The organism is Mesorhizobium sp. B2-6-4 (genome assembly GCF_006441495.1).
Classification (GTDB): domain Bacteria; phylum Pseudomonadota; class Alphaproteobacteria; order Rhizobiales; family Rhizobiaceae; genus Mesorhizobium.
Genome location: NZ_VFUE01000007.1, coordinates 66,366 through 90,941, shown reverse-complemented (window position 1 = coordinate 90,941; position 24,576 = coordinate 66,366). Strand labels below are relative to the sequence as shown.

The 24,576-nt window shown below is 63.3% G+C and carries 22 protein-coding genes and 1 pseudogene; 15 read left to right on the top strand and 8 right to left on the bottom strand.

Annotated elements, in window-relative coordinates:
• Window positions 1-7 precede the first annotated feature (7 nt).
• The 4 genes from choV to FJ426_RS32020 all read right to left on the bottom strand — a co-directional run bounded on the left by choV (window position 8) and on the right by FJ426_RS32020 (window position 3,278).
• A complete protein-coding gene (gene choV / locus FJ426_RS11525) occupies window positions 8-1,189 on the bottom strand; it encodes a choline ABC transporter ATP-binding protein (RefSeq protein WP_140561411.1) in 1,182 nt (393 codons plus the stop codon).
• Complete coding sequence (choW, locus tag FJ426_RS11520; RefSeq protein ID WP_140516938.1) at window positions 1,186-2,040, bottom strand: choline ABC transporter permease subunit; 855 nt, start codon at window positions 2,038-2,040, stop codon at window positions 1,186-1,188. Before choW ends, choV begins: the two co-directional genes overlap by 4 nt.
• A 139-nt stretch (window positions 2,041-2,179) precedes the next feature.
• The gene (locus FJ426_RS11515; protein ID WP_140496061.1) at window positions 2,180-3,115 is read right to left on the bottom strand and encodes a choline ABC transporter substrate-binding protein; all 936 of its coding nucleotides are present in this window, start codon (window positions 3,113-3,115) and stop codon (window positions 2,180-2,182) included.
• Between the two features lie 37 nt (window positions 3,116-3,152).
• Window positions 3,153-3,278 (bottom strand): hypothetical protein, encoded by a 126-nt coding sequence (locus FJ426_RS32020; RefSeq protein ID WP_263483040.1) that lies wholly within the window; start codon window positions 3,276-3,278, stop codon window positions 3,153-3,155.
• A 75-nt stretch (window positions 3,279-3,353) separates the two neighbouring features.
• Here FJ426_RS32020 and FJ426_RS11510 point away from each other — a divergent pair, with 75 nt between their 5' ends.
• The 8 genes from FJ426_RS11510 to FJ426_RS11475 all read left to right on the top strand — a co-directional run bounded on the left by FJ426_RS11510 (window position 3,354) and on the right by FJ426_RS11475 (window position 13,668).
• Complete coding sequence (locus FJ426_RS11510; protein WP_140516940.1) at window positions 3,354-3,965, top strand: thymidine kinase; 612 nt, start codon at window positions 3,354-3,356, stop codon at window positions 3,963-3,965.
• Between the two features lie 136 nt (window positions 3,966-4,101).
• Complete coding sequence (locus FJ426_RS11505; RefSeq protein WP_140561413.1) at window positions 4,102-4,491, top strand: cytochrome c family protein; 390 nt, start codon at window positions 4,102-4,104, stop codon at window positions 4,489-4,491.
• 326 nt (window positions 4,492-4,817) lie between these two features.
• Window positions 4,818-5,906, top strand: a complete 1,089-nt coding sequence (locus FJ426_RS11500; RefSeq protein ID WP_140496064.1) for a hypothetical protein — start codon at window positions 4,818-4,820, stop codon at window positions 5,904-5,906.
• Window positions 5,907-5,946: 40 nt separating this feature from the next.
• Window positions 5,947-7,092, top strand: coding sequence for a hypothetical protein (locus FJ426_RS11495; protein ID WP_140561414.1), 1,146 nt, complete (start codon window positions 5,947-5,949; stop codon window positions 7,090-7,092).
• A 24-nt stretch (window positions 7,093-7,116) separates the two neighbouring features.
• Window positions 7,117-9,027, top strand: coding sequence for an ATP-binding protein (locus FJ426_RS11490; RefSeq protein WP_140561416.1), 1,911 nt, complete (start codon window positions 7,117-7,119; stop codon window positions 9,025-9,027).
• 42 nt (window positions 9,028-9,069) lie between these two features.
• Window positions 9,070-10,368 carry a DUF6638 family protein gene (locus FJ426_RS11485; RefSeq protein ID WP_140516948.1) on the top strand — a complete coding sequence of 433 codons (1,299 nt, stop codon included), beginning with the start codon at window positions 9,070-9,072 and terminating at the stop codon, window positions 10,366-10,368.
• 103 nt (window positions 10,369-10,471) lie between these two features.
• Window positions 10,472-11,596, top strand: coding sequence for a DUF2333 family protein (locus tag FJ426_RS11480; RefSeq protein ID WP_140516950.1), 1,125 nt, complete (start codon window positions 10,472-10,474; stop codon window positions 11,594-11,596).
• A 392-nt stretch (window positions 11,597-11,988) separates the two neighbouring features.
• The gene (locus FJ426_RS11475) at window positions 11,989-13,668 is read left to right on the top strand and encodes a formate--tetrahydrofolate ligase (RefSeq protein ID WP_140561418.1); all 1,680 of its coding nucleotides are present in this window, start codon (window positions 11,989-11,991) and stop codon (window positions 13,666-13,668) included.
• Between the two features lie 69 nt (window positions 13,669-13,737).
• Here the strand turns inward: FJ426_RS11475 and FJ426_RS11470 are convergent, their stop codons facing one another.
• Window positions 13,738-14,382, bottom strand: coding sequence for a cysteine hydrolase family protein (locus tag FJ426_RS11470; RefSeq protein ID WP_140516952.1), 645 nt, complete (start codon window positions 14,380-14,382; stop codon window positions 13,738-13,740).
• A 132-nt stretch (window positions 14,383-14,514) separates the two neighbouring features.
• Here FJ426_RS11470 and FJ426_RS11465 point away from each other — a divergent pair, with 132 nt between their 5' ends.
• A complete protein-coding gene (locus FJ426_RS11465) occupies window positions 14,515-15,510 on the top strand; it encodes a helix-turn-helix domain-containing protein (RefSeq protein ID WP_140516954.1) in 996 nt (331 codons plus the stop codon).
• Between the two features lie 15 nt (window positions 15,511-15,525).
• Here FJ426_RS11465 and FJ426_RS11460 read toward each other — a convergent pair whose 3' ends face one another.
• Window positions 15,526-16,083, bottom strand: a complete 558-nt coding sequence (locus FJ426_RS11460; RefSeq protein WP_140524930.1) for a sugar O-acetyltransferase — start codon at window positions 16,081-16,083, stop codon at window positions 15,526-15,528.
• A 133-nt stretch (window positions 16,084-16,216) separates the two neighbouring features.
• On the opposite strand from FJ426_RS11460, the gene FJ426_RS11455 reads away from it, so the two are divergent.
• The 6 genes from FJ426_RS11455 to FJ426_RS11430 all read left to right on the top strand — a co-directional run bounded on the left by FJ426_RS11455 (window position 16,217) and on the right by FJ426_RS11430 (window position 23,941).
• On the top strand, window positions 16,217-16,678 hold the full coding sequence (locus FJ426_RS11455) for a DUF4126 domain-containing protein (RefSeq protein WP_140561419.1): 462 nt from the start codon (window positions 16,217-16,219) through the stop codon (window positions 16,676-16,678).
• Window positions 16,675-18,051, top strand: coding sequence for an FAD-containing oxidoreductase (locus FJ426_RS11450; RefSeq protein ID WP_140561421.1), 1,377 nt, complete (start codon window positions 16,675-16,677; stop codon window positions 18,049-18,051). Before FJ426_RS11455 ends, FJ426_RS11450 begins: the two co-directional genes overlap by 4 nt.
• Before the next feature lie 198 nt (window positions 18,052-18,249).
• Window positions 18,250-19,428, top strand: a complete 1,179-nt coding sequence (locus FJ426_RS11445; protein ID WP_140561423.1) for an MFS transporter — start codon at window positions 18,250-18,252, stop codon at window positions 19,426-19,428.
• A 92-nt stretch (window positions 19,429-19,520) separates the two neighbouring features.
• The gene (locus FJ426_RS11440) at window positions 19,521-20,576 is read left to right on the top strand and encodes a succinylglutamate desuccinylase/aspartoacylase family protein (protein WP_140561425.1); all 1,056 of its coding nucleotides are present in this window, start codon (window positions 19,521-19,523) and stop codon (window positions 20,574-20,576) included.
• A 222-nt stretch (window positions 20,577-20,798) separates the two neighbouring features.
• A complete protein-coding gene (locus FJ426_RS11435; RefSeq protein ID WP_140561426.1) occupies window positions 20,799-22,988 on the top strand; it encodes an anthranilate synthase in 2,190 nt (729 codons plus the stop codon).
• 5 nt (window positions 22,989-22,993) lie between these two features.
• A complete protein-coding gene (locus FJ426_RS11430) occupies window positions 22,994-23,941 on the top strand; it encodes a cation diffusion facilitator family transporter (RefSeq protein ID WP_140561428.1) in 948 nt (315 codons plus the stop codon).
• A gap of 6 nt (window positions 23,942-23,947) precedes the next feature.
• On the opposite strand, the pseudogene FJ426_RS31800 reads toward FJ426_RS11430, so the two are convergent.
• Together FJ426_RS31800 and vapB are read right to left on the bottom strand one after the other, a co-directional pair.
• Window positions 23,948-24,331: pseudogene (locus FJ426_RS31800) on the bottom strand (type II toxin-antitoxin system VapC family toxin).
• On the bottom strand, window positions 24,328-24,573 hold the full coding sequence (gene vapB, locus FJ426_RS11420; protein WP_140561430.1) for a type II toxin-antitoxin system VapB family antitoxin: 246 nt from the start codon (window positions 24,571-24,573) through the stop codon (window positions 24,328-24,330). Before vapB ends, FJ426_RS31800 begins: the two are co-directional and overlap by 4 nt.
• Window positions 24,574-24,576: the final 3 nt, after the last annotated feature.

Sequence of the window (24,576 nt, the reverse complement as noted above, 5' to 3'; positions counted from 1 at the left end):
TGAGGGATTACCGCCGCAGCACCGCGCTCAGCACGTCCCTGATGCCGATCGCGCCGACGAAGCGCGACTGGTCATCGAACAGCGCCACGGGCGCAGTCTGCGACCGGTGCATGGCCAGCATCACGGTCTTCAGCGACGTTGCGGGATTGGCCCAGAACACCTGGGCCGCTTCCTCGGGCTGGCCTTCGACCTCGGCGCAGGACACCCATACCGCCGGCTTGCCGTCACGCTCAGCCGCCGCCACGAGGCCATGGTCGTCGATCTTGAAGCGCGTCGTCTTGCGCCGGTCGAGCCACACCCAGCCGTCCTTGCCCTGTTCGAGATCGCGGCGGTCGCGCATCACGTTCCAGGCGGTGAGCACCGACAGCGGATTCACATTGGCGATGAAGTCGCGGACATAATCGTTAGCGGGCTTGAGCACGATGTCCTCCGCCGCGCCGGTCTGCACGATGCGTCCGCCCTCCATGATTGTGATGTGGCTGCCGATCTTCAGCGCTTCCTCGAGGTCGTGGCTGACGAAGATGATGGTCTTCTTCAGTTCGGCCTGCAGCTGCAGCAACTCGTCTTGCAGCTTGGTGCGGATCAGCGGGTCGAGCGCCGAGAACGGCTCGTCCATCAGAAGGATCGGCGCCTCGGTGGCGAAGGCGCGCGCCAACCCGACGCGCTGCTGCATGCCACCCGAAAGCTCATGCGCGTATTTCTTCGACCACTGCTCGAGATTGACCAGCTTGAGCTGCCTGTGCACGCGCTCCTTGCGCTCGGCGTCCGGCACGCCGGCAAGTTCGAGGCCAAGCCCGACATTCTCTTCCACCGTCCGCCACGGCAGCAGGCCGAACTGCTGGAACACCATGGCAACCTGCTTCTGCCGCAGGCGCCGCAAGGTAGCCTCGTCGCAGGTGACGACATCGACGGTGCGGTCGCCATCCTTGACCAGAACCTGGCCGCGCGAGACGACGTTCAGGCGATTGACCGCTCTCAGCAGTGTCGACTTGCCCGAGCCGGACAGACCCATGAGGACGGAAATCTCGCCCTCATGCACGGTAAGGCTGGCCCCGGCACAACCGAGCACATTGCCGGTCTGCTCGAGGATCTCGGCGCGCGTCGCACCCTTGTCGATCAGCGCCAGCGAACCCGCCTGGTCGGCGCCGAAGACGATATCGACGTTCCTGAAATCGACGGCGACGGTCATTTCTTGCCTCCAACGCCAATGCGGGTCATGCGGTCGAGCACGATGGCGAGCACGACAATGGCGAGCCCGGCCTCGAGGCCGAGATCGATGCGGCGCGAACCGAGCGCGCGGTTGATCTCGGTGCCGAGCCCGCCGGCGCCGATCAGCGCCGCGAACACCACCATCGACAGCGACAGCATGATCGACTGGGTCAGGCCCGCCATGATGGTGGGCAGCGCCGAGGGCAGCTCGACCTTCCACAGCAGCTGGCTCCTGGTGGCGCCGAAGGCCTCGCCGGCCTCGATGATCGATTTGGGCACCGAGACGACGCCGAGATGCGTGAGCCGGACCGCGGTCGGGATGACGAAGATGATGGTGACGATGAGTCCGGGCGCGTTGCCAAGGCCGAACAGGGTCAGCACCGGGATCAGGTAGACGAAGGTCGGCAGCGTCTGCATCAGGTCGAGCACCGGCAGCATGAAGCGGTAGACCTTCGGCTTGTGCGCCGCCCAGATGCCGAGCGGCACGCCGATGGCCATTGCCATGGCGGCGGCGGCCACGACCAGCACCAGCGTCTGCACCGTCTGTTTCCACAGGTTCTGGTTGATGATGAAGATCAGCCCGAGGAAGACGCCGATCGCGAGCGGGCGCGAACGCTGCAGCAGCCAGGCGATGATGGCGATGATGAGCGCCAGCAGCACCGGCGGCACCACCAGCAGGAGGTCCACCAGGCCGTCGAGGATGAAGTTCAGGCCGTTGGAAAAGGCCCTGAAGACGTTGTCGAAATTGTCGGTGAGGAACCCGAAGAACGCCTTGCCCCATGGGCCGATGGGAATCTTGTAGCTGACCAGGAATTTGGAAATCGGATCCATCTTGCCCCCTCTCCTACCGGCATCGCTTTGCCGCGGTGTCCGCTGTCGTCACGTCATCTTCTCACAGCATATGAAAAAGGGCAGCCTTTTCCAGTGGCTGCCCTTTTGTTCTCACGCGTGCATGCCGAAGTCAGTCGGCTCAGCTCCCCAGTGCGGTCTTGATGGCCGCTGCCGCATCGCCGCCGTCGAAGGTGGTCACGCCGGCGATCCAGGGTGTCACGGCATCCGGATTTTTCTTCAGCCAGTCGGTGGCGACAGTCTGGGCGTCGCCGCCCTTGAGGATGGCGTCCATCAACTGGCCTTCCATGTCCAGGTTGAACTTGAGGTTGGCAATGAGCTTGCCGGCGTTCGGGCATTCGGTGGTGTAGCCCTTGCGCACATTGGTGTGGACGGTGGCGGCACCGAAGCCGCTGTCGCCCATGCCGTCGAGATAGGTGATCTTCATGGCGCCCATCACCGGGTGCGGCGTCCAGCCGAGGAAGGCGATCCACTCATTGTTCTTCATCGACTGCTCGGCCTGCGTCAGCATGCCGGCCTCCGAGGATTCGACCAGTTCGAAGCCTTCGAGATTATCCTTCGGGTTCTTGATCATGTCGAGGATGATGCGGTTGCCGTCATTGCCGGCCTCGATGCCGTAGATCTTGCCGTCGAACTTGTCCTTGAACTTGCCGAGGTCGGTGAGTGTCTTGACGCCGGCATCCGCCACATAGGTCGGCACGACGATGCCGTAGCCGGCGCCGGTCAGGTTCGTGCTGATGGTCTCCACCGAACCGTCGGCCGTGTAGTCCTTGATGTCGTTGGTCATCGACGGCATCCAGTTGCCCAGGAAGACATCGAGGTCCTTGTTCTTCAGCGACGCCATCGTCACCGGCACCGACAGCTGGATTACCTGCGGCTCGTAGCCGAGCGCCGTGAGCAGCACCGAGGCGATGCCGGTCGTCGCCTGGATATCGGTCCATCCGACATCGGAAAGGCGTACCGCCTTGCAGCTAGCCGGATCCCCGGCGAAGGCAGCGCTCGTCGACAAGAAAGCCGCAAGGCCGAGGCCTGCGACGAAGGAATTCATACGCGACATGAACTTTCTCCCATTTCGATTCTTTGGCGAGGCGAAGTCACGGTTTTTGTGCCCGCCTTGTTTCGTCAGCCAAACACCATTCTCGTGCGGTTTCAAGCATTAAGGCAATCACGATCAACGGCGCTGGCTGGCCGATCAGCGACACGTCAGCCGCTTTTTCCATGCGAGCCGGCTTTTTTGGTGGAAGGCCTGCCAGGGGCCTTCCCCGGGCCCGGCCAAGTGGGCTTAAAAGGGCGCCATGGCCAAACTGTATTTCCACTACGCGACGATGAATGCGGGCAAGACGACGATGCTCCTGCAGGCGTCGTACAATTACCGCGAGCGCGGCATGACGACGATGCTGTTCGTCGCCGGCCACTACCGCAAGGGCGACACCGGCCTGATTTCGTCACGCATCGGACTGGAAACGGAAGCCGAGATGTTTCGTGACGGCGACGACCTGTTCGCCCGCGTCGCCGAACATCATCAGCACGGTGCCGTGCATTGCGTCTTCGTCGACGAGGCGCAGTTCCTCGAGGAGGAACAGGTCTGGCAGCTCGCCCGGATCGCCGACCGGCTCGACATCCCGGTCATGTGCTATGGCCTGCGCACGGACTTCCAGGGCAAGCTGTTTTCCGGCTCGCGCGCCTTGCTGGCCATAGCCGATGAGCTGCGCGAAGTGCGCACCATCTGCCGCTGCGGCCGCAAGGCGACGATGGTGGTGCGCCTCGGCCCCGACGGCAAGGTCGCTCGGCAGGGGGAGCAGGTGGCGATCGGCAAGGACGTCTATGTCTCGCTCTGCCGTCGCCATTGGGAAGAAGAAATGGGTCGCGCCGCCCCCGACGATTTCATCGGCTTTGTCGCGCCTTGACCGGGCTGTGGCATCACGGCCGCCACACTTGCCGCCATCGATCGGCTTTCGCGATCCCGCCACGATGCAGCGTTTGTTAAGGCCCCGGTCCTATTCTGCGTCCTCTCGTTCCAGCCAGAACTCGTCGGGGATAGCCATGTTTCGAGCCGCTTCGTCTGCCGCAGCCTTTCTGCTTGCCGGCGTCCTTGCCGCCCATGCCGGCGGCGATCCGGCACTGGGCAAGAGGGTCTTCAACCGATGCATGGCCTGCCATGAAGCAGCGAGCGACCGCGACAAGGTCGGCCCGCATCTGATGGGTGTCGTCGGCCGCGCCGCCGGCAGTGCCGAGAGCTTCCTCGGCCATTACTCCGAAGCGATGAAGAGTGCAGGCGCCGCCGGTCTCGTCTGGGACGAGGCCAACCTCGCCGGGTATCTGAAGGCGCCGCGGCAAAAAGTGCCCGGTAACAAGATGGCCTTTGCCGGCCTGAACAACGACGAGGACATCGCCAATGTCATCGCTTATCTGAAGGCCGATCCCAAGCCCTGAGCCAGGATTATTCCGTCCCCGCGATGGACGCCGAGCTGCCACCGTCCTCACCGCGCTCGATGCTCCGTCGGATTTCAGGCATTCGTGGCAGCGGGGGACTGAATGCCTGGCCGACATCCGCCGACGTTGAAGTTCAATGACAGTTGAACCACGCGTATTCCAAACGATCCTTTCGCCATGATCGCGGATCGATTGCGTTTCAAGGGCGTGGGCAAGGTTTTTGTTTTCGAAGCGCCCCTGTCTTCACGTCTTTCAATCCCCTGAAGCCCCACATATATTCGCCGCTGTTCGCAATCAGCGACCTGATGCCGGAGCGGGAGGCCCTTATGGCGACATTGCAGAATTTCGATGCCGAAATTGCCAGGACCAAGCAGGTCGTCCAGGACATGCGCACCAAGATAGACCAGTCCGGCGCCGTGCTCGACAAACTTGCCACCGCCGACAAGAAGATCGGCGACGCCAATTTCGATATCGAGAACGCCCGCATCGAAGACGTGCTGAAGCAGCAGAAGGTGATGGAAGGCAATATTGCCGACCTGATCATCGGGCTGGAGGACGCCACCAACGTTTTCGGCGCCGAGTTCGAGAGCATGAAGAACTACACCGGCTGGGAAAACTTCATCGGCATCTTCTCCAGCCAACGCAAGCAGCGTCTGCGCACCGACCGCGTCCGCAACATGTCACTGGCGGGCAACCTGCAGGAATTGCTGGCCAAGTCCGACACCATCGTCGGCATATTGAAGGCGCAGAAAGAAGTCCTCGACCAGCGCTACAAAACCTCCGAGACCAGCCTGTCACAGGTTATCGAGCGCCGCAAGGCCACCATGTCCAACCTGGAAACCGTGCAGAAGCGCATCGAGGAGCTCAATCCGATGCTGCTCGACATCGAAAACAAGATCGCGGCCTCCACCAGCCAGAAGGAACGCACGCAACTCGAGGGCGAACGTTCCAAGCTCGCCACGGAATACAATGAGAAGCAGGCCAAGGAACAGGAGTTGCTGGCCGAGAGCCAGACGCTGGAGCGCTACACCTCGATGTTCCAGACCTTCGTCGATTCGCTCAACAACCAGATCGCAGCGCAGTCGACGCTGATCAACAAGCTGACCATCGACACCGAGCAGCGCATCGTCCTCTACAAGGCACTGGAGGATTCGCTGAAGACCGCCGCCCAGCAGGATGTGGCCCACAAGATCAACACGCTGGGCAGCCAGGTCGACAACACCGCCGAGGAGACCATGGCCGGCATCGGCGCCGCCTCGCAGAAGCACATTGGCGACCTGCTCGAGATGCACGAGAAGAACATGGTGGCCACCGCCGACATCCAGCGCCGCAAGAAGCTGGCCGACGACGCCTTCGCCCGCCGTTTCGACGAAGTGCTGAAGAAGCACAATTCGGCCAATTACGTGCAGTCGTAATTGCCGCCCGCACCGGTGCGACAATGCCATGGCCAATAGCATGACCTCCGAAAACGACGCGGCGGCGCGGTATTTCTCGGCAATCACGGCAGCGCTCAGCGGGCTGGAAGTGTTCATGCGCGACGATCGCTCGCCGCTCTACCGGCACGGCATCGTCGCCAAGATCGTCGCGGAATACATCGCCCGGCTCGACAAGTCGTTCTCCTGCTGGCGCAACCGGCTGGGCTTCATGGACACGTTCCGCATTTCGCGCGCCGAAAGCGGATTCCCGGTGTTCCAGAACCTGCTTGAGCTCGAAAACGACCGCCGCCAGGCTGACACGCGGCTCGCCAACATCCCGCTGGCCGACGAATTGCGCGAGGAGATGGCCGACTTCATCCTGCGCCACAAGGAATTCCCCCAAGCGCTGCAGAAGTCGATGGCCGAGAGGCTTTATCTCGAGGACGTCAAGAGCGAGCAGACCTTCGGCCCCTTCACCCTGGCGCAGACGGCCAAGGTTTCCGTCAATCCGAAGACGGCGCGGCCCTACTACCTCGTCCATTGGGCGACCTTCGACGGCAGCGCCAACCTGCCGCTGGTCTACATGGTGACGGTGGAAGATTCCTCCGAAGACATGATCCGCCAGCTCGTCGACCGCAATGGCAAGCTCAACGACCAGATCGACATTCCATTGCCAGTCGATGGCCTGCTCAATCCCGAGCTTGCCCATCGCTTCGACGATTTCACCGAGAAGAACTCGGCCTATACGCTGTCGCCGGCAACGATCGCCGTCAACCTCGACAAGGATTTCGAGCCGCTGCACCCCAAGCAGCTTCGGCGCGTCGTGCTCGGCCCCTTCTATTCGGCCGGGATCACCGACAACAATTCTACGGTGACCGAGGTTCTGGCCAAGGTGCGCAAGCCGGAGAACGCCTGGCTGCTGACCTGGACCATCCAGGAGGTCTACTCCAAGGGCGAAAAACCCGGCCGCAGGGGGCTGTTTTCGAGCGAGAAGACGACGCAGGAGTTCTTCATCAACACCGACGACCTCGAGGCCGCGCGCCAGGGCGTGTCGAGCTACGAAACCCACGCGTTGATCCCGCACGAGGCATACCAGGCACTCTATGCCGCCGGCGAAGCGCAGAAGATCTTTTCCGGATACAAGGTCCACATCCTGTCCAACGGACAGGTCATCTCGGACGTCTGACCGTCACACCACGGAGCAACCTTCATGGATACCGGCCTGACCACCATCCCGGAAGCGGCGATCGAGAAGCACCGCGCCACCGCGCAGAGCTTCATCACCCGCATCGTCGTGCTGGAAGACCCGTCTAGCTCCTCCGGCACCGCGCTTGCCGGCACCAATCGCCGCTTCGTCTCCACCGTCTCTGTCGGTTCGGTGCGCCGCACGCGCGAGGTCGAGCTGGCGAAGACCGTCGGCGCCGTTCACCCCGACGACCAGTTGCTGACCATCCCGCAGCACACACTTTTGTTTCGCGCCCGGCGCGGCACGGCGCTCGCGCTCGCCATATCGGATGTTTTCGCCGAAGGCTCGGATCTCGAAAGCCTGCAGGCCAGGAACACCCGCGCTCCCCTCGAAGGCGACGAGGCCGCCACGTTCAAGAAGCTTCTGTCGGCCTCGGCTTACATTGCCGCCTTCAGCCTGTCCTCCTATCTGTTCCAGCTCATCGACAGCGACGGCGAGGCGCCCAACGACATTCCCGAGCCGGATTTCCTCTTCGACACGCCGCAGGACGCGGTGAAGTCGATCCTGGCCGGTCTCGACAAGGCGATTTCGGGCGCATCCGACGATGCCGACCTGATGACCAGGGCGCGCGCCTTCGCCCGTGTCGCCATCGACGGCCTCCTGGCACGAAAAGGCCGCTTCGACGGCATCGGCCCGTTCGAGAACGCGCATGTCCGCATCGATGCCGACGATTTCACGCTCGACGGCTTCGACGTCGCGCCGGGCAAGCGTTCCAGGCCGCTGGTGATGACCTTCAAGAAACCGGAAGAGGTCGTCGGCAACCACATCGCCAAATATCAGTCGGTCAAGCTCGCCAAGATGTTGATGGCCTATGACTTCGAGCGCGAGCTGAACCCGTTCGTCGAACTCGGCGGCTTCCTGTTCACCTTCATCGGCGACGGCGCGCCGGGCACCGGCAAGACGACCCTGATCCAGATGATTGCCGGTCTCGTCAATGGTTACTGCCAGGTCGCCGGTTATCCCTTCGCCTACGAAAATTTCGGCGTCGACCAGATCTCGTCATATCAGGGCAAGTCCGGCCAGAACTGCCGCCAGTTCATAAACAATGTGTTGAACCCGCGCGTCATCGGCTTCGGCACCATCGACGACATCGACCAGGTGGCGGCGCGCCGTTCCGACGACCGCGCCTCGGCCGGCCAGCAGGAGATCACCGGCGTGCTGATGGACGCCTTCGCCGGTGCCGCCACAGTGGTGCGCGGCAACTGCTCGTTCGGCATGTTCTCCAACTATCCCGAAAATGTCGACGATGCGCTGCGCCAGCGCGCCGGCGCCCGCTGGCTGGTCGACGGGCCGCAGACGCGTGACGATTACATCGACATTTTCGTGCTGCTCGCCGGCAAGAACCACAAGATCCCGCTCGGCGACCACGAACTCTACGCCGCGCAGGAGATCCAGCGCGCCGTGGCCGAAGCCTATGAGGAGCACAAGAAGCCGCAGGAGGACGGGCTGATCCGGGTCCATGAGCGCTACATGAAGGAGAATGGCGCGCCCAAGACCATGGCCGACATCGGCACCTATCTGCACCTGATCAAGCAGGCCGAGCCGCGCTTCACCGGCCGCGCCATCAAGAACGTCACCGACGCCATCAAGATGCGCGCCATGGACATCGAGCTTCCCGACGACTGGTTCGAAAAACCAGAGGTTTTCATGCACAAGAGCTATGACGAGAAGAAAGCGATGATCGAGCAACTGCGCGGCCCGTTCTCGATGGACATGGTCATGCAGGAGATCAACCGCTACGCCGACAGCGAGTTCCGCTACTCCGACAAGTCCGACGACTCCGCCGTGGAAAAGCTACTGCGTGACGCGCGGCTGCGCGAACGGGCAGCGCGTGAGATGGAGGAGATGAAGAAAAAGGGGCTGTGGAATGCGTGATGCGCTCCGGCCTTTCCTTCTCCCCTTGTGGGAGAAGGAATAATGGCCCGCAAACCCGATCTCCTGCGCGACAACGAGCTCATTTACGGCCGGCTGCTCGTCGTCGACGAGCCGCATCTCATCGAGCGCTACAACAAGGCGCTTGCCGCCTTTGGCCTCGAGCCCACCAAGCTGAAGAGCTTCCAGATCGACCGCACCGGTTTTTCGCCGGAAGTGGCGGAGGAATGCGGCGACTACGGCTACCTCGATCCCAATGAGGTCAACCGCCGCTTCATCATCCTGACGCCGTCGCAGATCGATCTGCCGGTGGTGCACACCGCCTTCTCCAACACCTCGCAGCTGATGTTCGAGTTCATGTCCAGGAACCAGCGCGCCATAGACGCGCTGACCATCAAGGACGTCATCTACGGCGAGATCGAGGATTCCATTCCCAAGGTCAACGACATCGAGGATCTGCTGTCGATCAACCAGGTCGAGTTCAAGGTGCTGTCGGCCGAGGATGTGCTGGGCAAGGCCGCCGAGCTCGGCAAGCTCGTCGATCGCCTGAAACAGGAGCCTGACGCCTGGCGCGACAACGCCATGCTCACCCGCATGGTGGAACTGGCCAAGATCTGCGGCGACATCCGCGAGAACGCGCTGGTGCCCGACCAGGTAATCTTCCGCCACAACGCCTACTGGACCAGCCATTTCGGCGGGCTCTACGTGTTCGTCGACCCCGACATGACGACCGTCATCAGCGATCCGGCGGCCCCCGGTTTCCGCCGCTCGCGGCCGTGGCAGGTAAGCTATCTCTCGATCAAGGACGCCGACAAGGTGTTCAAGTTTCTCGCCGCCACCGGCCGCATCGAACTGCCGCGCGCCTCCTGGATCGAAGCCTCGGGCTATCTCGAGCACCGCGCCGAGATGGTGGTGCGTGCGCTGATCCGCGACGCCGAGCCGGATCGCAATCTGACCGATGTCGACAAGGTCTGGCTGCAGACCTGGATCCAGGGCCATGCCGACCTGATCACCAGGGACGGCAATTTCCCCTTCCTCAACGCCGCCAAGCGCGAGATTGCCCAGCTCGGCCATCTCAAGATCGAGGATGTGTTCCCGCAGCAGCGCTTCCTGGTGGTCCGCGCCAAGCCCGACCATCCCGACGCCTGGCTGACCAACCGGCTGATCTCGGATTTCGTGCCGTCGGACTTCGTCTCGCGCTACGTCTTCAACAAGCAGGGCTTCTACAAGGACTATGAGGGCTTCAGCGACGCCTGGCGATCGCATGTTGTGGACGTTCTGAAAACCACATATCTGAAGGACAAGGTGGCGTTCCGCACGCGCCTCTACGGCCTGACTGACTAGAACGAAACCGGCCGTCATTTCGTTCTAACTTGTTGTTTTGGCGCATGATGTTATCCAAAAGTCCGCAACTTTTTGACATTATGCCTTGAGGGGTGACACAGCCATGCTCGATCCGATCGTGAACTTCTTCGTCAGGATTTTCCAATGGATCGGCCGCGGCATCGGCCTCCTGATCGGCGTCATCTTGTGGCCGTTCATGTGGGCCGGCCGCTGGTATGCGCAGCGCGGTTGGATCCTCAAGGCCGTGCTCGGCCTCGCCCTGTTGGTGCTGCTCGGCCTCTACGCCAATTTCTTCTACGCCACCCAGTGGTGGAATAATTTCAATCCGAGCTATCCCGACACCTACACGTTCGAGAAGCGCAACATCTCGGCGGGCGAACAGGTAGCAGCCGGTGCCGGTGCCGACACTGCCAGGACCTGTGGCAACTCCGGCATCGCCCAGATTGCCGCCGATTTGACCGACTTCAACGTTAACCAGAATGCCTGGATCTCGTCGATGATCCTCTACAAGCTCGGCCTGTTCGGCATCAGCTGGGACAACACGCCGTGGATGGACAACAAGGCCTCGTTCCAGCGCGGCATCAACCAGGCGGTGCGCCGCACCGCGACCGAGCTCGCCGACAATCTCGGCCGTGTGCGCACGACATCGCAGATCGACGCCGACCTGCAGGATGCGCGCGGCAATCTGCAGTTCGACGAGTACACCTGGTATTTCGGTGTAAGCCCGTTCGGCCCGAAGACGCCGACCCCGAGCTATTATCGCGACGCCGTGCGCAAGCTGCGCTCCTTCAACGCCCGCCTCGCCACCTGCCAGGCCACCTTTGATGCCCGTGCCGACAATCTGAAGCAATATATCGACCGTATCGCCAGCGATATCGGCTCGACCTCGGCCATCCTCAAGGAACGTGCCGAAAACCATAACAATGGCTGGTTCGATTTCCGCGCCGACGACCGCTACTGGTTCGCCTATGGCCAGCTCTACGCCTATTACGGACTGATGAAGGGCGCGCAGGCCGACTTCGAGGACGTCATCAAGGAAAAGCACCTGCAGAGCCTGTGGGATACGATGGACGCGCAGTTCGTCTCGGCGCTGCGCATCCAGCCCTTCATCATCGCCAATGGCCGCGAGGACGGCTGGCTGCTGCCCACGCATCTGACGACCATGGGTTTCTATGTGCTCAGGGTGCGTTCCAACATGGTCGAAATCAGCAACGTGCTGACGCAGTAGGGCCGGTCGGCCCAATGCATGTCACCCAAAAGTGGTCCGGCCTGGGAAGAACGATATGCATGGAAACAAATGCCTGAAGCGCGATGCGCTTTAGGCCGGCGATGGCGGATTTGCGCCGCCGTGTCTGTCGCATTCCGTGCATTGCGCGGCTGTTTTGAGACGGCGGACGCGTCCCCGCTCTGGCTTCTATACGGCGCGGCAAGCGGAGCCAGAAAGAACCGGAGGCAGGTCGGCCCGCCGCAGAGGAATTTTCTTCATAGGAAACATAGTTGCATGAAAGTTGACGCCACGGCAGCGAGAGGGCTAGAACATGCCCTTGCCCGCGCGGCGTATCGAACATGCACCAGTGATCAACCCGTCCCCTCCACCGTCCAATCCAAAGGAAAGCCGTCATGGCAGAAGTGAAGTCCGACATCGAGATCGCCCGCGGTGCGAAGAAAAAACAGATCCAGGAGATCGGCGCCAAGATCGGCATCCCGACCGAACACCTTTTGCCCTATGGCCATGACAAGGCGAAGGTCTCCGCCGAATTCATCAAATCGGTGAAGGGCAACAAGGACGGCAAGCTGATCCTGGTCACCGCCATCAACCCGACCCCGGCCGGCGAAGGCAAGACGACCACCACCGTCGGCCTCGGCGACGGCCTGAACCGCATCGGCAAGAAAGCGATCATCTGCATCCGCGAAGCCTCGCTCGGTCCGAATTTCGGCGTCAAGGGCGGTGCGGCCGGCGGCGGCTACGCGCAGGTCGTGCCGATGGAGGATATGAACCTCCATTTCACCGGCGACTTTCATGCCATCACCACGGCGCACAACCTCCTGTCGGCGTTGATCGACAACCACATCTATTGGGGCAATGAGCTCGGCATCGACACCCGCCGCGTTGCCTGGCGCCGCGTCATGGACATGAACGACCGGGCGCTGCGCGAAATCATCTGCTCGCTCGGCGGCGTCGCCAACGGCTATCCGCGCGAGGCCGGGTTCGACATCACCGTCGCCTCGGAGGTCATGGCCATCCTGTGCCTCGCCACCGACCTGAAGGACCTGGAGAAGCGCCTGGGCGACATCATCGTCGCCTATCGCCGCGACAAGTCGCCTGTCTATGCCCGCGACCTCAAGGCCGACGGCGCCATGGCCGTGCTGCTCAAGGACGCCATGCAGCCGAATCTGGTGCAGACGCTGGAGAACAATCCGGCCTTCGTGCATGGCGGCCCGTTCGCCAACATCGCGCATGGCTGCAACTCGGTGGTCGCCACCACGACGGCGCTCAAGCTTGCCGACTACGTCGTGACGGAAGCCGGCTTCGGCGCCGACCTCGGCGCGGAAAAATTCTTCGACATCAAGTGCCGCAAGGCCGGGCTGAAGCCGGCGGCGGCGGTCATCGTCGCCACCGTACGCGCCATGAAAATGAATGGCGGCGTCAAGAAGGAAGACCTCGGCAAGGAAAACATCGAGGCGGTGAAGAAGGGCTGCGCCAATCTTGGCCGCCACGTCGAGAACATCAGGCAGTTCGGCGTGCCGGCGGTAGTTGCCATCAACCACTTCTACTCCGACACGGATGGCGAAATCCAGGCGATGAAGGATTATGTCGCCTCGATGGGCGAAGAGGCGATCCTGTGCAAGCACTGGGCCAACGGCTCGGCCGGCATCGAGGATCTCGCCAAGAAAGTGGTGGCGCTGGCCGAATCCGGTGCCTCGCAGTTCGCGCCGCTCTATCCCGACGCCATGCCGCTGTTCGAGAAGATCAACACCATTGTCCAGCGCATCTATCGCGGCTCGGAAGCGATCGCCGACAAGTCGGTGCGCGACCAGTTGCACGCCTGGGAGCAGGCCGGCTACGGCCACTTGCCGGTCTGCATGGCCAAGACGCAGTATTCCTTCTCGACCGACCCGAACCTGCGCGGCGCGCCGACCGGCCACACCGTACCGGTGCGCGAGGTCAGGCTTTCGGCGGGTGCCGGCTTCGTCGTCATCATCTGCGGCGAGGTCATGACCATGCCCGGCCTGCCCAGGGCGCCGTCGTCGGAAAAGATCTTCCTCAACGAAGCCGGCCAGATCGAAGGCCTGTTCTAGAAATCCTCAATTCCAAAAAGTGCAAAGGGCGCCGCAGCGATGCGGCGCCCTTTGTATTTCCGCAGACGACTACGCAGCGTTGCGAGCCAGCGCCCGCTGGTTGGAGCCGAAGATCGTATCGCGTTCCGGCAAGGTGCCGGTCTTCAGGCACTCGATCCATTCGGCGGTCTTGAGCACGGCGGCGAACCGCGACTGCAGGATGATTGTCACCACGCGGTGGATCTCCTCGGCCGAGGCATAGCCCGCGCTGTTGGCGTAAGGCACCGAGCCGGTCGCGTCGGACAGGAACTCGACGGCAAAGCCCATATGCACGGCATGGATGATGGTCGACAGGTCGCAATTATGCGTCATGTAGCCGACCACCACGATCGTATCGATGGCGTTGGCGCGCAGCCACTCTTCGAGATCGGTGCCGGTGAAGGCGGAAGGCAGCGTCTTCTCGACATAGTGGTCGCGTGGCCGCCTCGATATCTCGGGATGCAATTCCGCGCCATGGCTGCCCTTGGCGAAGATTGGCGACGTCTCCGGCGCCATCTGCTTGACGACCACCACCTTGATGCCGGCCGCTGCTGCCGCGTCCATTGCGCGCGCCACGTTGACGACGCTGTCGCGGAACGGCGGATGCTGGATGGCGAGATTGCCGCCGTCATAGTCATTCTGGACGTCCACGACGACGAGCGCGCGGCGCGGCGTCTTGCTGGCTGGTTCGGACATGATGCATTCCTTTCAGGCTTGATGTGATGCCCGAGCATAGGTCCGCCACCATCGGGCGAAAGTGGCCCGATTGACATCATTCGAAAGAATTGGGACAATCCGCATAACCCCGCGCAGAAATCCCCGGAAGACATGACCCACCAGATCGTCGCCGTCCTCGCCTTCGACGGCATCAGCCCGTTCCATCTCTCCGTGCCTTGCCTGGTGTTCGGCGAAGATCGCACATCGTTCGGCCTGCCGCGCTTCGACTTCCGCATCTGCGCGATCGAGGCCGGTCCCGTCCACACCGAGGCCGGGCTGAGCGTCGCCGCGCCCCATGGGCTAGAGGGCCTCGATGGCGCCGACATCATCATCGTGCCGAGCTGGCGGGATCTCGAAGATCCGCTGCCGGAACCGCTGAGCCAAGCATTGCGGCGGGCCCACCGCAATGGTGCCCTGATCGTCGGCCTTTGCCTGGGAACATTCGCAGTCGCTGCTGCCGGACTGCTTGGCGGTCGGCGTGCGGCCACGCATTGGGCCTATGCCGAGCGGCTTCAGAAGCTTCATCCCGACATCGCGGTGGATGCCGAGGTGCTCTATGTCGACAATGGCGACGTGGTGACGTCGGCCGGCGTCGCGGCCGGGCTCGACTGCTGCCTCCATATCGTTCGCGCCCGCTACGGCGCCGAGGCAGCACTGCGGCTCGCGCGGCAGATCGTGCTCTCCCCGCACCGGCAAGGCGGACAGGCGCAGTTCATCGAGCGCCCGCTGGCGAGGAGCGCCGATACCGACAGGTTCACACAAGCACTCGACGCGGTGCGTGCGACGCTCGGCGATGCGCACAGCCTGGACCGCGTCGCCGAAGCCGCCGGCCTGACCCGGCGCACCTTCACCCGCCGCTTCCAGAAATCGATCGGCACCAGTTTCGGCGATTGGCTGATCGAGCAACGGCTTGAACTGGCGCAGCGTCTGCTCGAGGCGACGGAAAAATCGATGGACGTCGTGGCCTTCGAGGCCGGCTTCGGCAGCGCCGCTTCGCTACGCCAGCATTTTTCGGCGCGTCTCAGGACCTCCCCGGCGCAATACCGGCGTGAATTTTCCAGGCGGGCCGACCAGGGCGACCGGTCGCCGCACGCGCTTTCGCACTGAGCGCCCGCCGGGCACTCAACCGCGTTTGACCGCCCGCGCCGGATTGCCGACCACCGTCATGTTCGCGGGCACGTCGCGCGTCACCACGGCGCCGGCGCCGACGATGGCGCCCTCGCCGATGCTGATCCCGCCGAGGATGACGGCACTGCCGCCGATCCAGGCATCGGCACCGATCTCGACCCGCCTGGCGATTTCCAGCCCGGCTTGTCGCCCCGCGGCCTCCCTGTGATGCTCGGCGCAATAGATCTGCACATTGGGGCCGAGCAGCGTTCCCTTGCCGATGCGCACGCTTGCCGTGTCGAGAATGATGCAGCCGGCATTGAGAAAGACGCCGTCCCCGAGAAAGATGTTGAAGCCATAGGCACAGTGGAACGGCGCCTCGATGCGGGCGCCCTCGCCCGCGCCGCCGAGCAGATCCTGCAAGGCAGGCCCGATGTTGCCGCGCTGACGGGGCGCAAGCGAATTGTGCTCGAATACGGCGCCCGCAGCCACGCCGCGCAGCGCCTCCAGTTCGTCATCCATGCACGTATACCACTCGCCCGCCGCCATTTTTGCGCGTTCGCTCTCAGCCATGCGGTGCCTCCGTCATCATTGCCACGCACCGTTGCGGCGTAAGAGAGCGCCTATGCAAGTACTGGCCAAATACCGGACCTATGGTAGCCTGCCTTTTCAGGGCTGTCCCGGCCCGGGATCGAGGGGGATCAACATGCTTTACATTCTTGCACTTCTGATCGGGGTCATTGCCGGCCTGCGCGCCATGACCGCGCCGGCCGCCGTCGCCTGGGGCGCCTGGCTCGGCTGGCTGCCGGTTGCCGGCACCTGGGCAAGCTTCATGAGCCACTGGGCCGCTGTCGGCATTTTCACTATCCTGGCCATCGTCGAGCTGGTCACCGACCAGTTGCCGTCGACACCGAGCCGCAAGGTGCCGCAGCAATTCGGCGCCCGTATCCTGCTCGGTGCCTTCAGCGGCGCCGTGATCGGCGCCACTGGCGGCGCCACCATCGTCTGCCTGATCGCCGGCGCCATAGGGGCCGTTATCGGCACGCTCGGCGGCGCGGAGGCGCGCGGCCGGCTGGCGGACGCCTTCGGCAAGGACCAGCCCGCGGCCTTCATCGAGGACGCGGTCGCGATCATTGGCGGCCTCTTGATCGTGGCGGCGGTGGCATGACGGCGAAAACCTTCGATGCCATCGTCATCGGTGCCGGCCAGGCCGGCCCTTCGCTGGCCGGCCGGCTGACCGCGGCCGGCATGAGCGTGGCGCTGATCGAGCGCAAGCTGGTCGGCGGCACCTGCGTCAACACCGGCTGCATGCCGACCAAGGCCATGGTCGCCAGCGCCTATGCCGCGCATCTCGCGCGGCGCGCCGCGGACTATGGCGTGACCCTCTCCGGCCCGGTCGGCGTCGACTATGCCAAGGTCAAGGCGCGCAAGGACAAGGTGTCGAACGACGCCCGCGGCAATCTGGAAACCTGGATCGCCGACATGGATAAATGCACGCTCTATCGCGGCCATGCGCGTTTCGAATCCGCCAACACGGTGCGCGTCGGCGATGATCTCCTAACCGCCGGCAAGATCTTTCTCAACACCGGCGGCCGCGCATCGTTACCGGATCTGCCCGGCATTCACGACATCGACTTTCTCACCAACTCTTCGATGATGGACCTCGACGTGTTGCCGCGCCACCTCGTGGTGGTCGGCGGCAGCTACATCTCGCTCGAATTCGCGCAGATGTTCCGCCGCTTCGGCGCGGAGGTCACGATTATCGAAAAGGGCTCGCGGCTGATCGGCCGCGAAGACGAGGATGTGTCCGACGCCATCCTGTTGATCCTCGAAAACGAAGGCATCGCGGTCCATCTCGGCGCCGACGCCATAAGCTTCGCCAGGCAGGGCGAGAATATTGCTGTTGCCTTCTCCGCCGGCAAGCCGCCGGCCGTCGGCTCGCATGTGCTCCTGGCTCTGGGGCGAACGCCCAATACCGACGATCTCGGCCTCGACCAGGCCGGCATCGAGGTCGACAAACGCGGCTTCATCACCGTCGACGACCAGTTGCGCACCAGCGTGCCCGGCATCTGGGCGATGGGCGACTGCAATGGCAAGGGCGCCTTCACCCACACGTCCTACAACGATTACGAGATCGTTGCGGCCAATTTGCTCGACAATGATCCGCGCAAGGTCACCGACCGCATCGAGGCCTACGCTCTGTACATTGACCCGCCGCTCGGCCGCTGCGGCATGACCGAGGCGTCGGTGAAGAAGTCGGGACGCCGCGCGCTGGTCGGCCAGCGGCCGATGACCCGTGTCGGCCGTGCCATCGAGAAAGGCGAGACGCAAGGCTTCATGAAGATCCTCGTCGACGCCGACACAAGGGAAATCCTCGGCTGCTGCGTGCTTGGCCCCGGCGGCGATGAAGCCGTGCATTGCGTGCTTGATCTGATGTATGCCAAGGCACCTGTGGACACGCTGGCCCGCGCCATGCACATCCACCCCAATGTCTCGGAACTGCTGCCTACCATCGCCCAGGAGTTGAAGCCGCTGGTCTGAACTCCGGCTCAGCCGGTCGGTTCGGCCGCTCGGCCGGGTTCGGTCAGGGTCGTCTAGCCCGGCAGGGCACGGCACAAGCACCGCTGCCAGTGCCTCTTTGCTCTCCGCTTTCTGCATTGCTGCATTGCGGCAATGGCGCTTGTGCGCCATGGGGCGCTCGCGCAGTTTCCATTTGAACCGATTCAGTCTGGACCTCCCATGCCTTTGCCGATCCTTGCGCTTGCCATTGCGTCCTTCTGCATCGGCACCACCGAATTCGTCATCATGGGTCTGCTGCCGGAGGTCGCCGCCGACCTTGGCGTGACCATTCCCGGGGCCGGGCTGCTGGTCACGGGCTATGCGCTGGGCGTGGTCTTCGGCGCGCCAATCGTGGCGATGGCCACCGCGCATCTGCCGCGCAAGCCGGTGCTGGTCGGACTGGCCGCACTGTTCGTCGTCGGCAACCTGCTCTGCGCCATCGCGCCCAATTACTGGATGCTGATGGGCGCGCGCGTCTTCACCGCCTTCGGCCACGGCGCCTTCTTCGGCATCGGTTCGGTCGTCGCCGCCAGCCTGGTGCCCCGCAACAAGCGTGCCAGCGCCATCGCGCTGATGTTCGCCGGCCTGACGCTGGCTAACATCCTCGGCGTTCCCGCCGGAACGGCGCTTGGCGAAGCCTTCGGCTGGCGCGCCACCTTCCTGGCGGTGGTCGGCATCGGGCTGATCTCGGTCGCGGCGATCGCTTGGCTAGTGCCGCCGGATGTCACTGAACCAAGCGGCGACGGCTTGCGCGGCGAATTGCGCGTGCTCGGCAAGCTGCAGGTGTGGCTGGCCATGCTGATCGCGGCGCTCGCCTCAGCCAGCCTGTTTGCCGTCTTCACCTACATCAAACCCTATCTCACCGACGTGTCCGGCCTCTCGACTTCAGCGGTCACCTGGGTGCTCTTGCTGTTCGGCGCCGGCATGACCATCGGCAACATCATCGGCGGCCGGCTGGCCGACTGGAAGCTGATGCCGACGGTCATCGGCACGCTGCTGCTGCTGGCGGTCCTGTTTGTCGGCTTCATGCAGTTCGGCGCTATCGCCAGTGTCGCCATAGGCATCGTCTTCCTGTGGGGCATGCTCGTCTTCGTCGTCGTGCCGCCGTTGCAGATCCGTGTCGTGGAAGCCGCTTCCGAGGGACCGAACCTTGCCGCCACGCTGAACCAGGGCGCCTTCAATGTCGGCAACGCCAGCGGCGCCTGGATCGGCGGCGTGGCGCTCTCCTGGGGCGTTTCCTATGCCAACCTGCCGCTGGTGGGCGCGGCACTCGCTCTGCTGGCGGTCGCCGTAGCCGTTGCCTCGCGGGCACTGGACCAGCGCGCTCCGGTCGTCACTCTTCAACCTGCCGCGCAGTAGCTGCTTGCGCCCATAGCGCGACAGCCTGGACCAATCGACAAGCGCACAGTCGAAGAGGCATGTCTTCTCGCCTCTCGACGGAGAAAGACCCCATGCAGAAATCGATCGAACGCATAGCCGGCGACAGCGAGGGCGTTTCCTATGAATTCCCGCTGTTTCGCTTCGCTGGAACCGACGAATCCGCGCCTTCGGCCTATCTGCAGGCAGCACTCCATGCCGGCGAACTGCCCGGAGTAGTCGCCGTTGACGCGCTGATGCCGATGCTGGCCAGGGCCGAGGCGGAGGGGCGCATCAAGGGCGACATCACCATCGTGCCCTGGGCCAATCCGATCGGCCGCGCCCAGTATCATTTCGGCGAACATCAGGGCCGTTTTCATCTGGGCACGCGCACCAACTTCAACCGCGGTTTCCCGCTGCTCGCCGCGCCCGACACGGCACTCCTGCCCGACACCGCGCATGGCACGCCCGACCAGCGGCTGAAGACGAGACTGGTGCAGCTTTCGCTCGGCCACGACATCGTGCTCGACCTGCATTGCGACGACGAGGGTCTTTCCTACCTGTATGTCCACACCAGCCTGTGGCCGGCAATGGCCGACTGCGCCGCCGCCATGGGCGTCGAGGCGGTGGTGCTGTGGAGTGAAGACACGGACGGCACTTTCGAGGGCGCCTCGATCATGCCCTATCAGAACGTTCCCGCGGATGTGGCGAAGCTCGACCGGCGCGTCGTCACGACGGTCGAATATCGCGGCATCCTCGATGTCGATGGCGCGTTCGCGGCGTCGGACGCCGCGGGGCTCTACCGGCTGCTGGTGGCGCGCGGCGTGGTCGCCGACCCGGCCCTGCCCTCACCCGGTGTCTTCACCGGGATTGTCGCACCGCTCGAAAACATCGACATGATGCCGGCGCCCCGGGCAGGTGCCGTGCTTTACGACGTGGAGCCCGGCGACCGCGTGGCCAAGGACACGCGGCTTGCCGTCATCGTCCACGCACCGGGCGAAGCCGATGGCCGCACCGAGGTGTTCGCGCCGCAGGCCGGCATCGTCCTGACCCGGCGCTCGCGCCGCATCATCCGCGCCGGCGAGGATCTGTTGAAACTGGTGGGCGACAGGAAGAGCGCCGACGCAAGGTCCGGCACCCTGGAAGATTGAGCCTCCATCGAATCCAGTTGCGCGGTCGCTCAATCGCCGCTATGGGAATCGTCATGAACATGCGTTCGATCAAGACCGTTTGGTGGTGGGCCTGCTGACAGCGGCCTGTTCGAACGCGTGCGCGTGAAAAGAGAGGGTGGCCGCAGCGGAATGTCCGGGCGGCCATTTGTTTTTTCCAAGCCATTCCCGGGTCCGTTGCCCAAGAAGCTGATGGAGACGGCAATGACGATGAAGGTTCTGGACAACGGCGCAGAGAGTTTTGTGACCGGGGGTGGCATCACCATCACCCGCGAGCGCCACGACCGGCCCTATGAAGGCGCCATCGACGCCTATGTTGACGGGCTGAATGCGCGCCGGGGCGCGGTGTTTTCTTCGAACTATGAATATCCCGGCCGCTATACGCGTTGGGACACCGCCATCATCGACCCGCCTTTGGTGATCTCGGCGCGTGGCCGGTCCATGCGCATCGAGGCGCTGAACCGCCGGGGCGAGGTGCTTCTGCCGGTCATCATCAAGACGCTCGGCGATCTGCCCGAGATCACGATCGCCGAGGCGTCGAAAAAGCTGATCCGCCTCGACGTCGCCAAACCGGGCCGTGTCTTCACCGAAGAAGAGCGCAGCCGCGTTCCTTCCGTCTTCACGGTTCTGCGCGCCATTACCGCCTTGTTCAAGACCGCCGAAGACGCCAATCTCGGCCTTTACGGCGCCTTCGGCTACGACCTCGCCTTCCAGTTCGATCCGGTCGACTACAAGCTCGAACGCAAGCCAAGCCAGCGCGATCTCGTGCTGTTCCTGCCCGACGAGATCCTGGTCGTCGATCATTATTCGGCCAAGGCCTGGACCGATCGATATGACTACGCCGGCAAGGGTTTTTCGACCGAAGGCCTGCCGCGCGACGAGATCGCCGAGCCGTTCAAGACCGCCGACCGTATCCCGCCGCGCGGCGACCATGAACCCGGCGAATACGCCAATCTTGTGCGCCGCGCGATGGACAGCTTCAAGCGCGGTGACCTGTTCGAGGTCGTACCCGGGCAGATGTTCTACGAACGCTGCGAGACCCAGCCCTCCGAGATTTCGCGCAAGCTGAAGTCAATCAACCCCTCGCCCTATTCCTTCTTCATCAATCTGGGTGAAGGCGAATACCTGATCGGCGCTTCGCCCGAAATGTTCGTGCGCGTCAACGGCCGTCGTGTCGAGACCTGCCCGATCTCGGGCACGATCAAGCGTGGCGACGACGCCATTTCCGACTCAGAGCAGATCCTGAAGCTGCTCAATTCCAAGAAGGATGAATCCGAGCTCACAATGTGCTCGGATGTCGACCGCAACGACAAGTCGCGCGTCTGCGAGCCGGGTTCGGTGCGCGTCATCGGCCGCCGCCAGATCGAGATGTATTCGCGGCTTATCCATACGGTTGACCATATCGAGGGCAGGCTGCGCGAAGGCATGGACGCCTTCGACGCGTTTCTCTCGCACGCCTGGGCGGTGACCGTTACCGGCGCGCCGAAACTATGGGCCATGCGCTTCATCGAGCAGAACGAGAAGAGCCCGCGCGCCTGGTATGGCGGCGCCATCGGCATGGTCAATTTCAACGGTGATATGAACACCGGGCTGACACTGCGCACCATCCGCATCAAGGACGGCATTGCCGAGGTGCGTGCCGGCGCCACATTACTGTTCGACAGCATTCCCGAGGAAGAAGAAGCCGAAACCGAACTGAAGGCCTCCGCCATGCTCTCCGCCATCCGCGACGCCAAGACGGGCAATGCCGCCAGCACCGAGCGCACCACCGCGCGCGTCGGCGACGGCGTCAACATCCTGCTCGTCGACCATGAAGACAGCTTCGTCCACACGCTGGCCAATTACTTCCGCCAGACCGGCGCCAATGTCTCGACCGTGCGCACCCCCGTGCCGGAAGAAGTTTTCGACCGGCTGAAGCCGGATCTCGTCGTGCTGTCGCCTGGTCCCGGCACGCCCAAGGATTTCGACTGCGCCGCCACCATCGGACGAGCGCGCGCCCGCGAGCTGCCGATCTTCGGCGTCTGCCTCGGCCTGCAGGCGCTGGCCGAGGCCTATGGCGGCGAATTGCGGCAGCTGCATGTGCCGATGCACGGCAAGCCGTCGCGCATTCGCGTCTCCAAGCCCGGCATCATCTTCTCCGGCCTGCCCAAGGAAGTCACCGTCGGCCGTTACCATTCGATCTTCGCCGATCCGGTGCGGCTACCCGACGATTTCGTGGTCACCGCCGAGACCGAAGACGGCGTCATCATGGCCTTCGAGCACCGCAAGGAGCCGATCGCCGCGGTGCAATTCCATCCGGAATCGATCATGACGCTCGGCCACAATGCCGGCATGCGCATCATCGAGAACATCGTCGCCCACCTGCCGCGCAAGGCCAAGGACAAGGCCGCATAGAGACGATGGTCGAAACGCGGGACACGATGGCGGTCGCGGCGAAGGCCGCGACCAGGCGCAAGGTCGCAAGGCTTGCCTTCTGGTCGATCGTCGTCGCTTGTGTGGTGCTCGCACTCAAGCTTGCCGCCTGGTACATCACCGGTTCCGTCGCACTCTATTCGGACGCGCTGGAATCGATCGTCAACGTCATCGCCTCGGCCGCCGCGTTCTGGGCGATCCAGGTCAGCTACAAGCCTGCCGACCAGGACCATCCGTTCGGCCACCACAAGGCCGAGTATTTCTCGGCCGTCCTGGAAGGCGTGCTGATCGTGGTCGCGGCACTCCTGATCCTGAACGAGGTCTGGCAATCCTGGCTCCACCCCGTCCCGCTCCAGCAGCCTTGGGAAGGGCTTGCCGTCAACGGTGTGGCGACGGTCATAAACGCCTTCTGGGCCTGGGCGCTGATCCGTACAGGGCGCAACGCAAGATCGCCGGCACTGGTCGCCGACGGCCAACACATCATGACCGACGTCGTGACCTCGGTCGGCGTCTTCGCCGGCCTTGTCGGCGCGGTGCTGACCGGATGGCAGATCCTCGATCCGGCGCTGGCCGTGATCGTCGCGCTCAACATTCTTTGGCAGGGCTGGCATGTTATCGGCTCGTCGATGAACGGGCTGATGGACCGCGCAGTCGACACCCAGGAGCATATGCGCATCCGCGACATCATTTCGGCCAATTGCAAAGGCGCGCTCGAAGTGCACGACCTCAAGACACGCATCGCCGGCCGCGCCACCTTCATCGAATTCCATCTCGTCGTCGATGCCGACATGTCGGTCGGCGCCAGCCATGTCATCTGCGACCGCATCGAGGATGCGCTGCAGGCGGAAATCCCTTCCGTGCGCGTCACCATCCATGTCGAGCCCGATGATGAGGCCAAGCTGCCGAAGGGCACGACGGCGGTGCCGTTCGCGTGAGGCAGTTCACCACGTCTCGATTGACAGAGCTTTGATCCGCTCGAATTCCCGGACATTGCGGGTCATCAGCGTAAGATCGCGCGCGCGCCTGCCCACCAATCAACGCATCGTAGGGACCAATTGGAGTTCCCAATGTGGCAAGCGTTGCCCGAATTTCTCCGGCATGTCTCGCGTCTTCCCGATCGAATTCGAGCACAGGAAACTGCAGAGCCTCGATACGCGCCAAATTTTCGACCCGTCGCTAGCTCTTTTCAGCACCATAGTACAGTTCGTGCACGACGATAGGCGAGACGGCAAAGTCCTGCGGCCTATGCCGTTTCAGCAGGCAAGCAGACCCTCATCGCCCTTCATGACCGCGATGACGGCATTGGTGTCGAGCAGGTAGATCACTTGAAGACGTCGCCCAAGGCAGCTCGATCCTGCCCGTCCTGACGTTCCAGCGCTGCCTCTGCGAAATCATTATCAAGCGGTCCAATCACTTGGTCGAGCCACGCCCAGTCCTGCGCAAGCGGTTCCAAGATGACGGTTTGCCCGTGACGGCGTATCGAGACCTCCTCTGTGTCGAAACGGAACTCCTTCGGCAGGCGCACGGCTTGGGATCTGCCTGACCAGAACACTTTTGCTTTGTCCATCGT

Bases quoted from the DNA above. Each gene is read 5' to 3' on its own strand.
- choV (WP_140561411.1), bottom strand. From the start codon at position 1,189: ATGACCGTCGCCGTCGATTTCAGGAACGTCGATATCGTCTTCGGCGCC.
- choW (WP_140516938.1), bottom strand. From the start codon at position 2,040: ATGGATCCGATTTCCAAATTCCTGGTCAGCTACAAGATTCCCATCGGC.
- FJ426_RS11515 (WP_140496061.1), bottom strand. From the start codon at position 3,115: ATGTCGCGTATGAATTCCTTCGTCGCAGGCCTCGGCCTTGCGGCTTTC.
- FJ426_RS32020 (WP_263483040.1), bottom strand. From the start codon at position 3,278: ATGGAAAAAGCGGCTGACGTGTCGCTGATCGGCCAGCCAGCGCCGTTG.
- FJ426_RS11510 (WP_140516940.1), top strand. From the start codon at position 3,354: ATGGCCAAACTGTATTTCCACTACGCGACGATGAATGCGGGCAAGACG.
- FJ426_RS11505 (WP_140561413.1), top strand. From the start codon at position 4,102: ATGTTTCGAGCCGCTTCGTCTGCCGCAGCCTTTCTGCTTGCCGGCGTC.
- FJ426_RS11500 (WP_140496064.1), top strand. From the start codon at position 4,818: ATGGCGACATTGCAGAATTTCGATGCCGAAATTGCCAGGACCAAGCAG.
- FJ426_RS11495 (WP_140561414.1), top strand. From the start codon at position 5,947: ATGACCTCCGAAAACGACGCGGCGGCGCGGTATTTCTCGGCAATCACG.
- FJ426_RS11490 (WP_140561416.1), top strand. From the start codon at position 7,117: ATGGATACCGGCCTGACCACCATCCCGGAAGCGGCGATCGAGAAGCAC.
- FJ426_RS11485 (WP_140516948.1), top strand. From the start codon at position 9,070: ATGGCCCGCAAACCCGATCTCCTGCGCGACAACGAGCTCATTTACGGC.
- FJ426_RS11480 (WP_140516950.1), top strand. From the start codon at position 10,472: ATGCTCGATCCGATCGTGAACTTCTTCGTCAGGATTTTCCAATGGATC.
- FJ426_RS11475 (WP_140561418.1), top strand. From the start codon at position 11,989: ATGGCAGAAGTGAAGTCCGACATCGAGATCGCCCGCGGTGCGAAGAAA.
- FJ426_RS11470 (WP_140516952.1), bottom strand. From the start codon at position 14,382: ATGTCCGAACCAGCCAGCAAGACGCCGCGCCGCGCGCTCGTCGTCGTG.
- FJ426_RS11465 (WP_140516954.1), top strand. From the start codon at position 14,515: ATGACCCACCAGATCGTCGCCGTCCTCGCCTTCGACGGCATCAGCCCG.
- FJ426_RS11460 (WP_140524930.1), bottom strand. From the start codon at position 16,083: ATGGCTGAGAGCGAACGCGCAAAAATGGCGGCGGGCGAGTGGTATACG.
- FJ426_RS11455 (WP_140561419.1), top strand. From the start codon at position 16,217: ATGCTTTACATTCTTGCACTTCTGATCGGGGTCATTGCCGGCCTGCGC.
- FJ426_RS11450 (WP_140561421.1), top strand. From the start codon at position 16,675: ATGACGGCGAAAACCTTCGATGCCATCGTCATCGGTGCCGGCCAGGCC.
- FJ426_RS11445 (WP_140561423.1), top strand. From the start codon at position 18,250: ATGCCTTTGCCGATCCTTGCGCTTGCCATTGCGTCCTTCTGCATCGGC.
- FJ426_RS11440 (WP_140561425.1), top strand. From the start codon at position 19,521: ATGCAGAAATCGATCGAACGCATAGCCGGCGACAGCGAGGGCGTTTCC.
- FJ426_RS11435 (WP_140561426.1), top strand. From the start codon at position 20,799: ATGACGATGAAGGTTCTGGACAACGGCGCAGAGAGTTTTGTGACCGGG.
- FJ426_RS11430 (WP_140561428.1), top strand. From the start codon at position 22,994: ATGGTCGAAACGCGGGACACGATGGCGGTCGCGGCGAAGGCCGCGACC.
- vapB (WP_140561430.1), bottom strand. From the start codon at position 24,573: ATGGACAAAGCAAAAGTGTTCTGGTCAGGCAGATCCCAAGCCGTGCGC.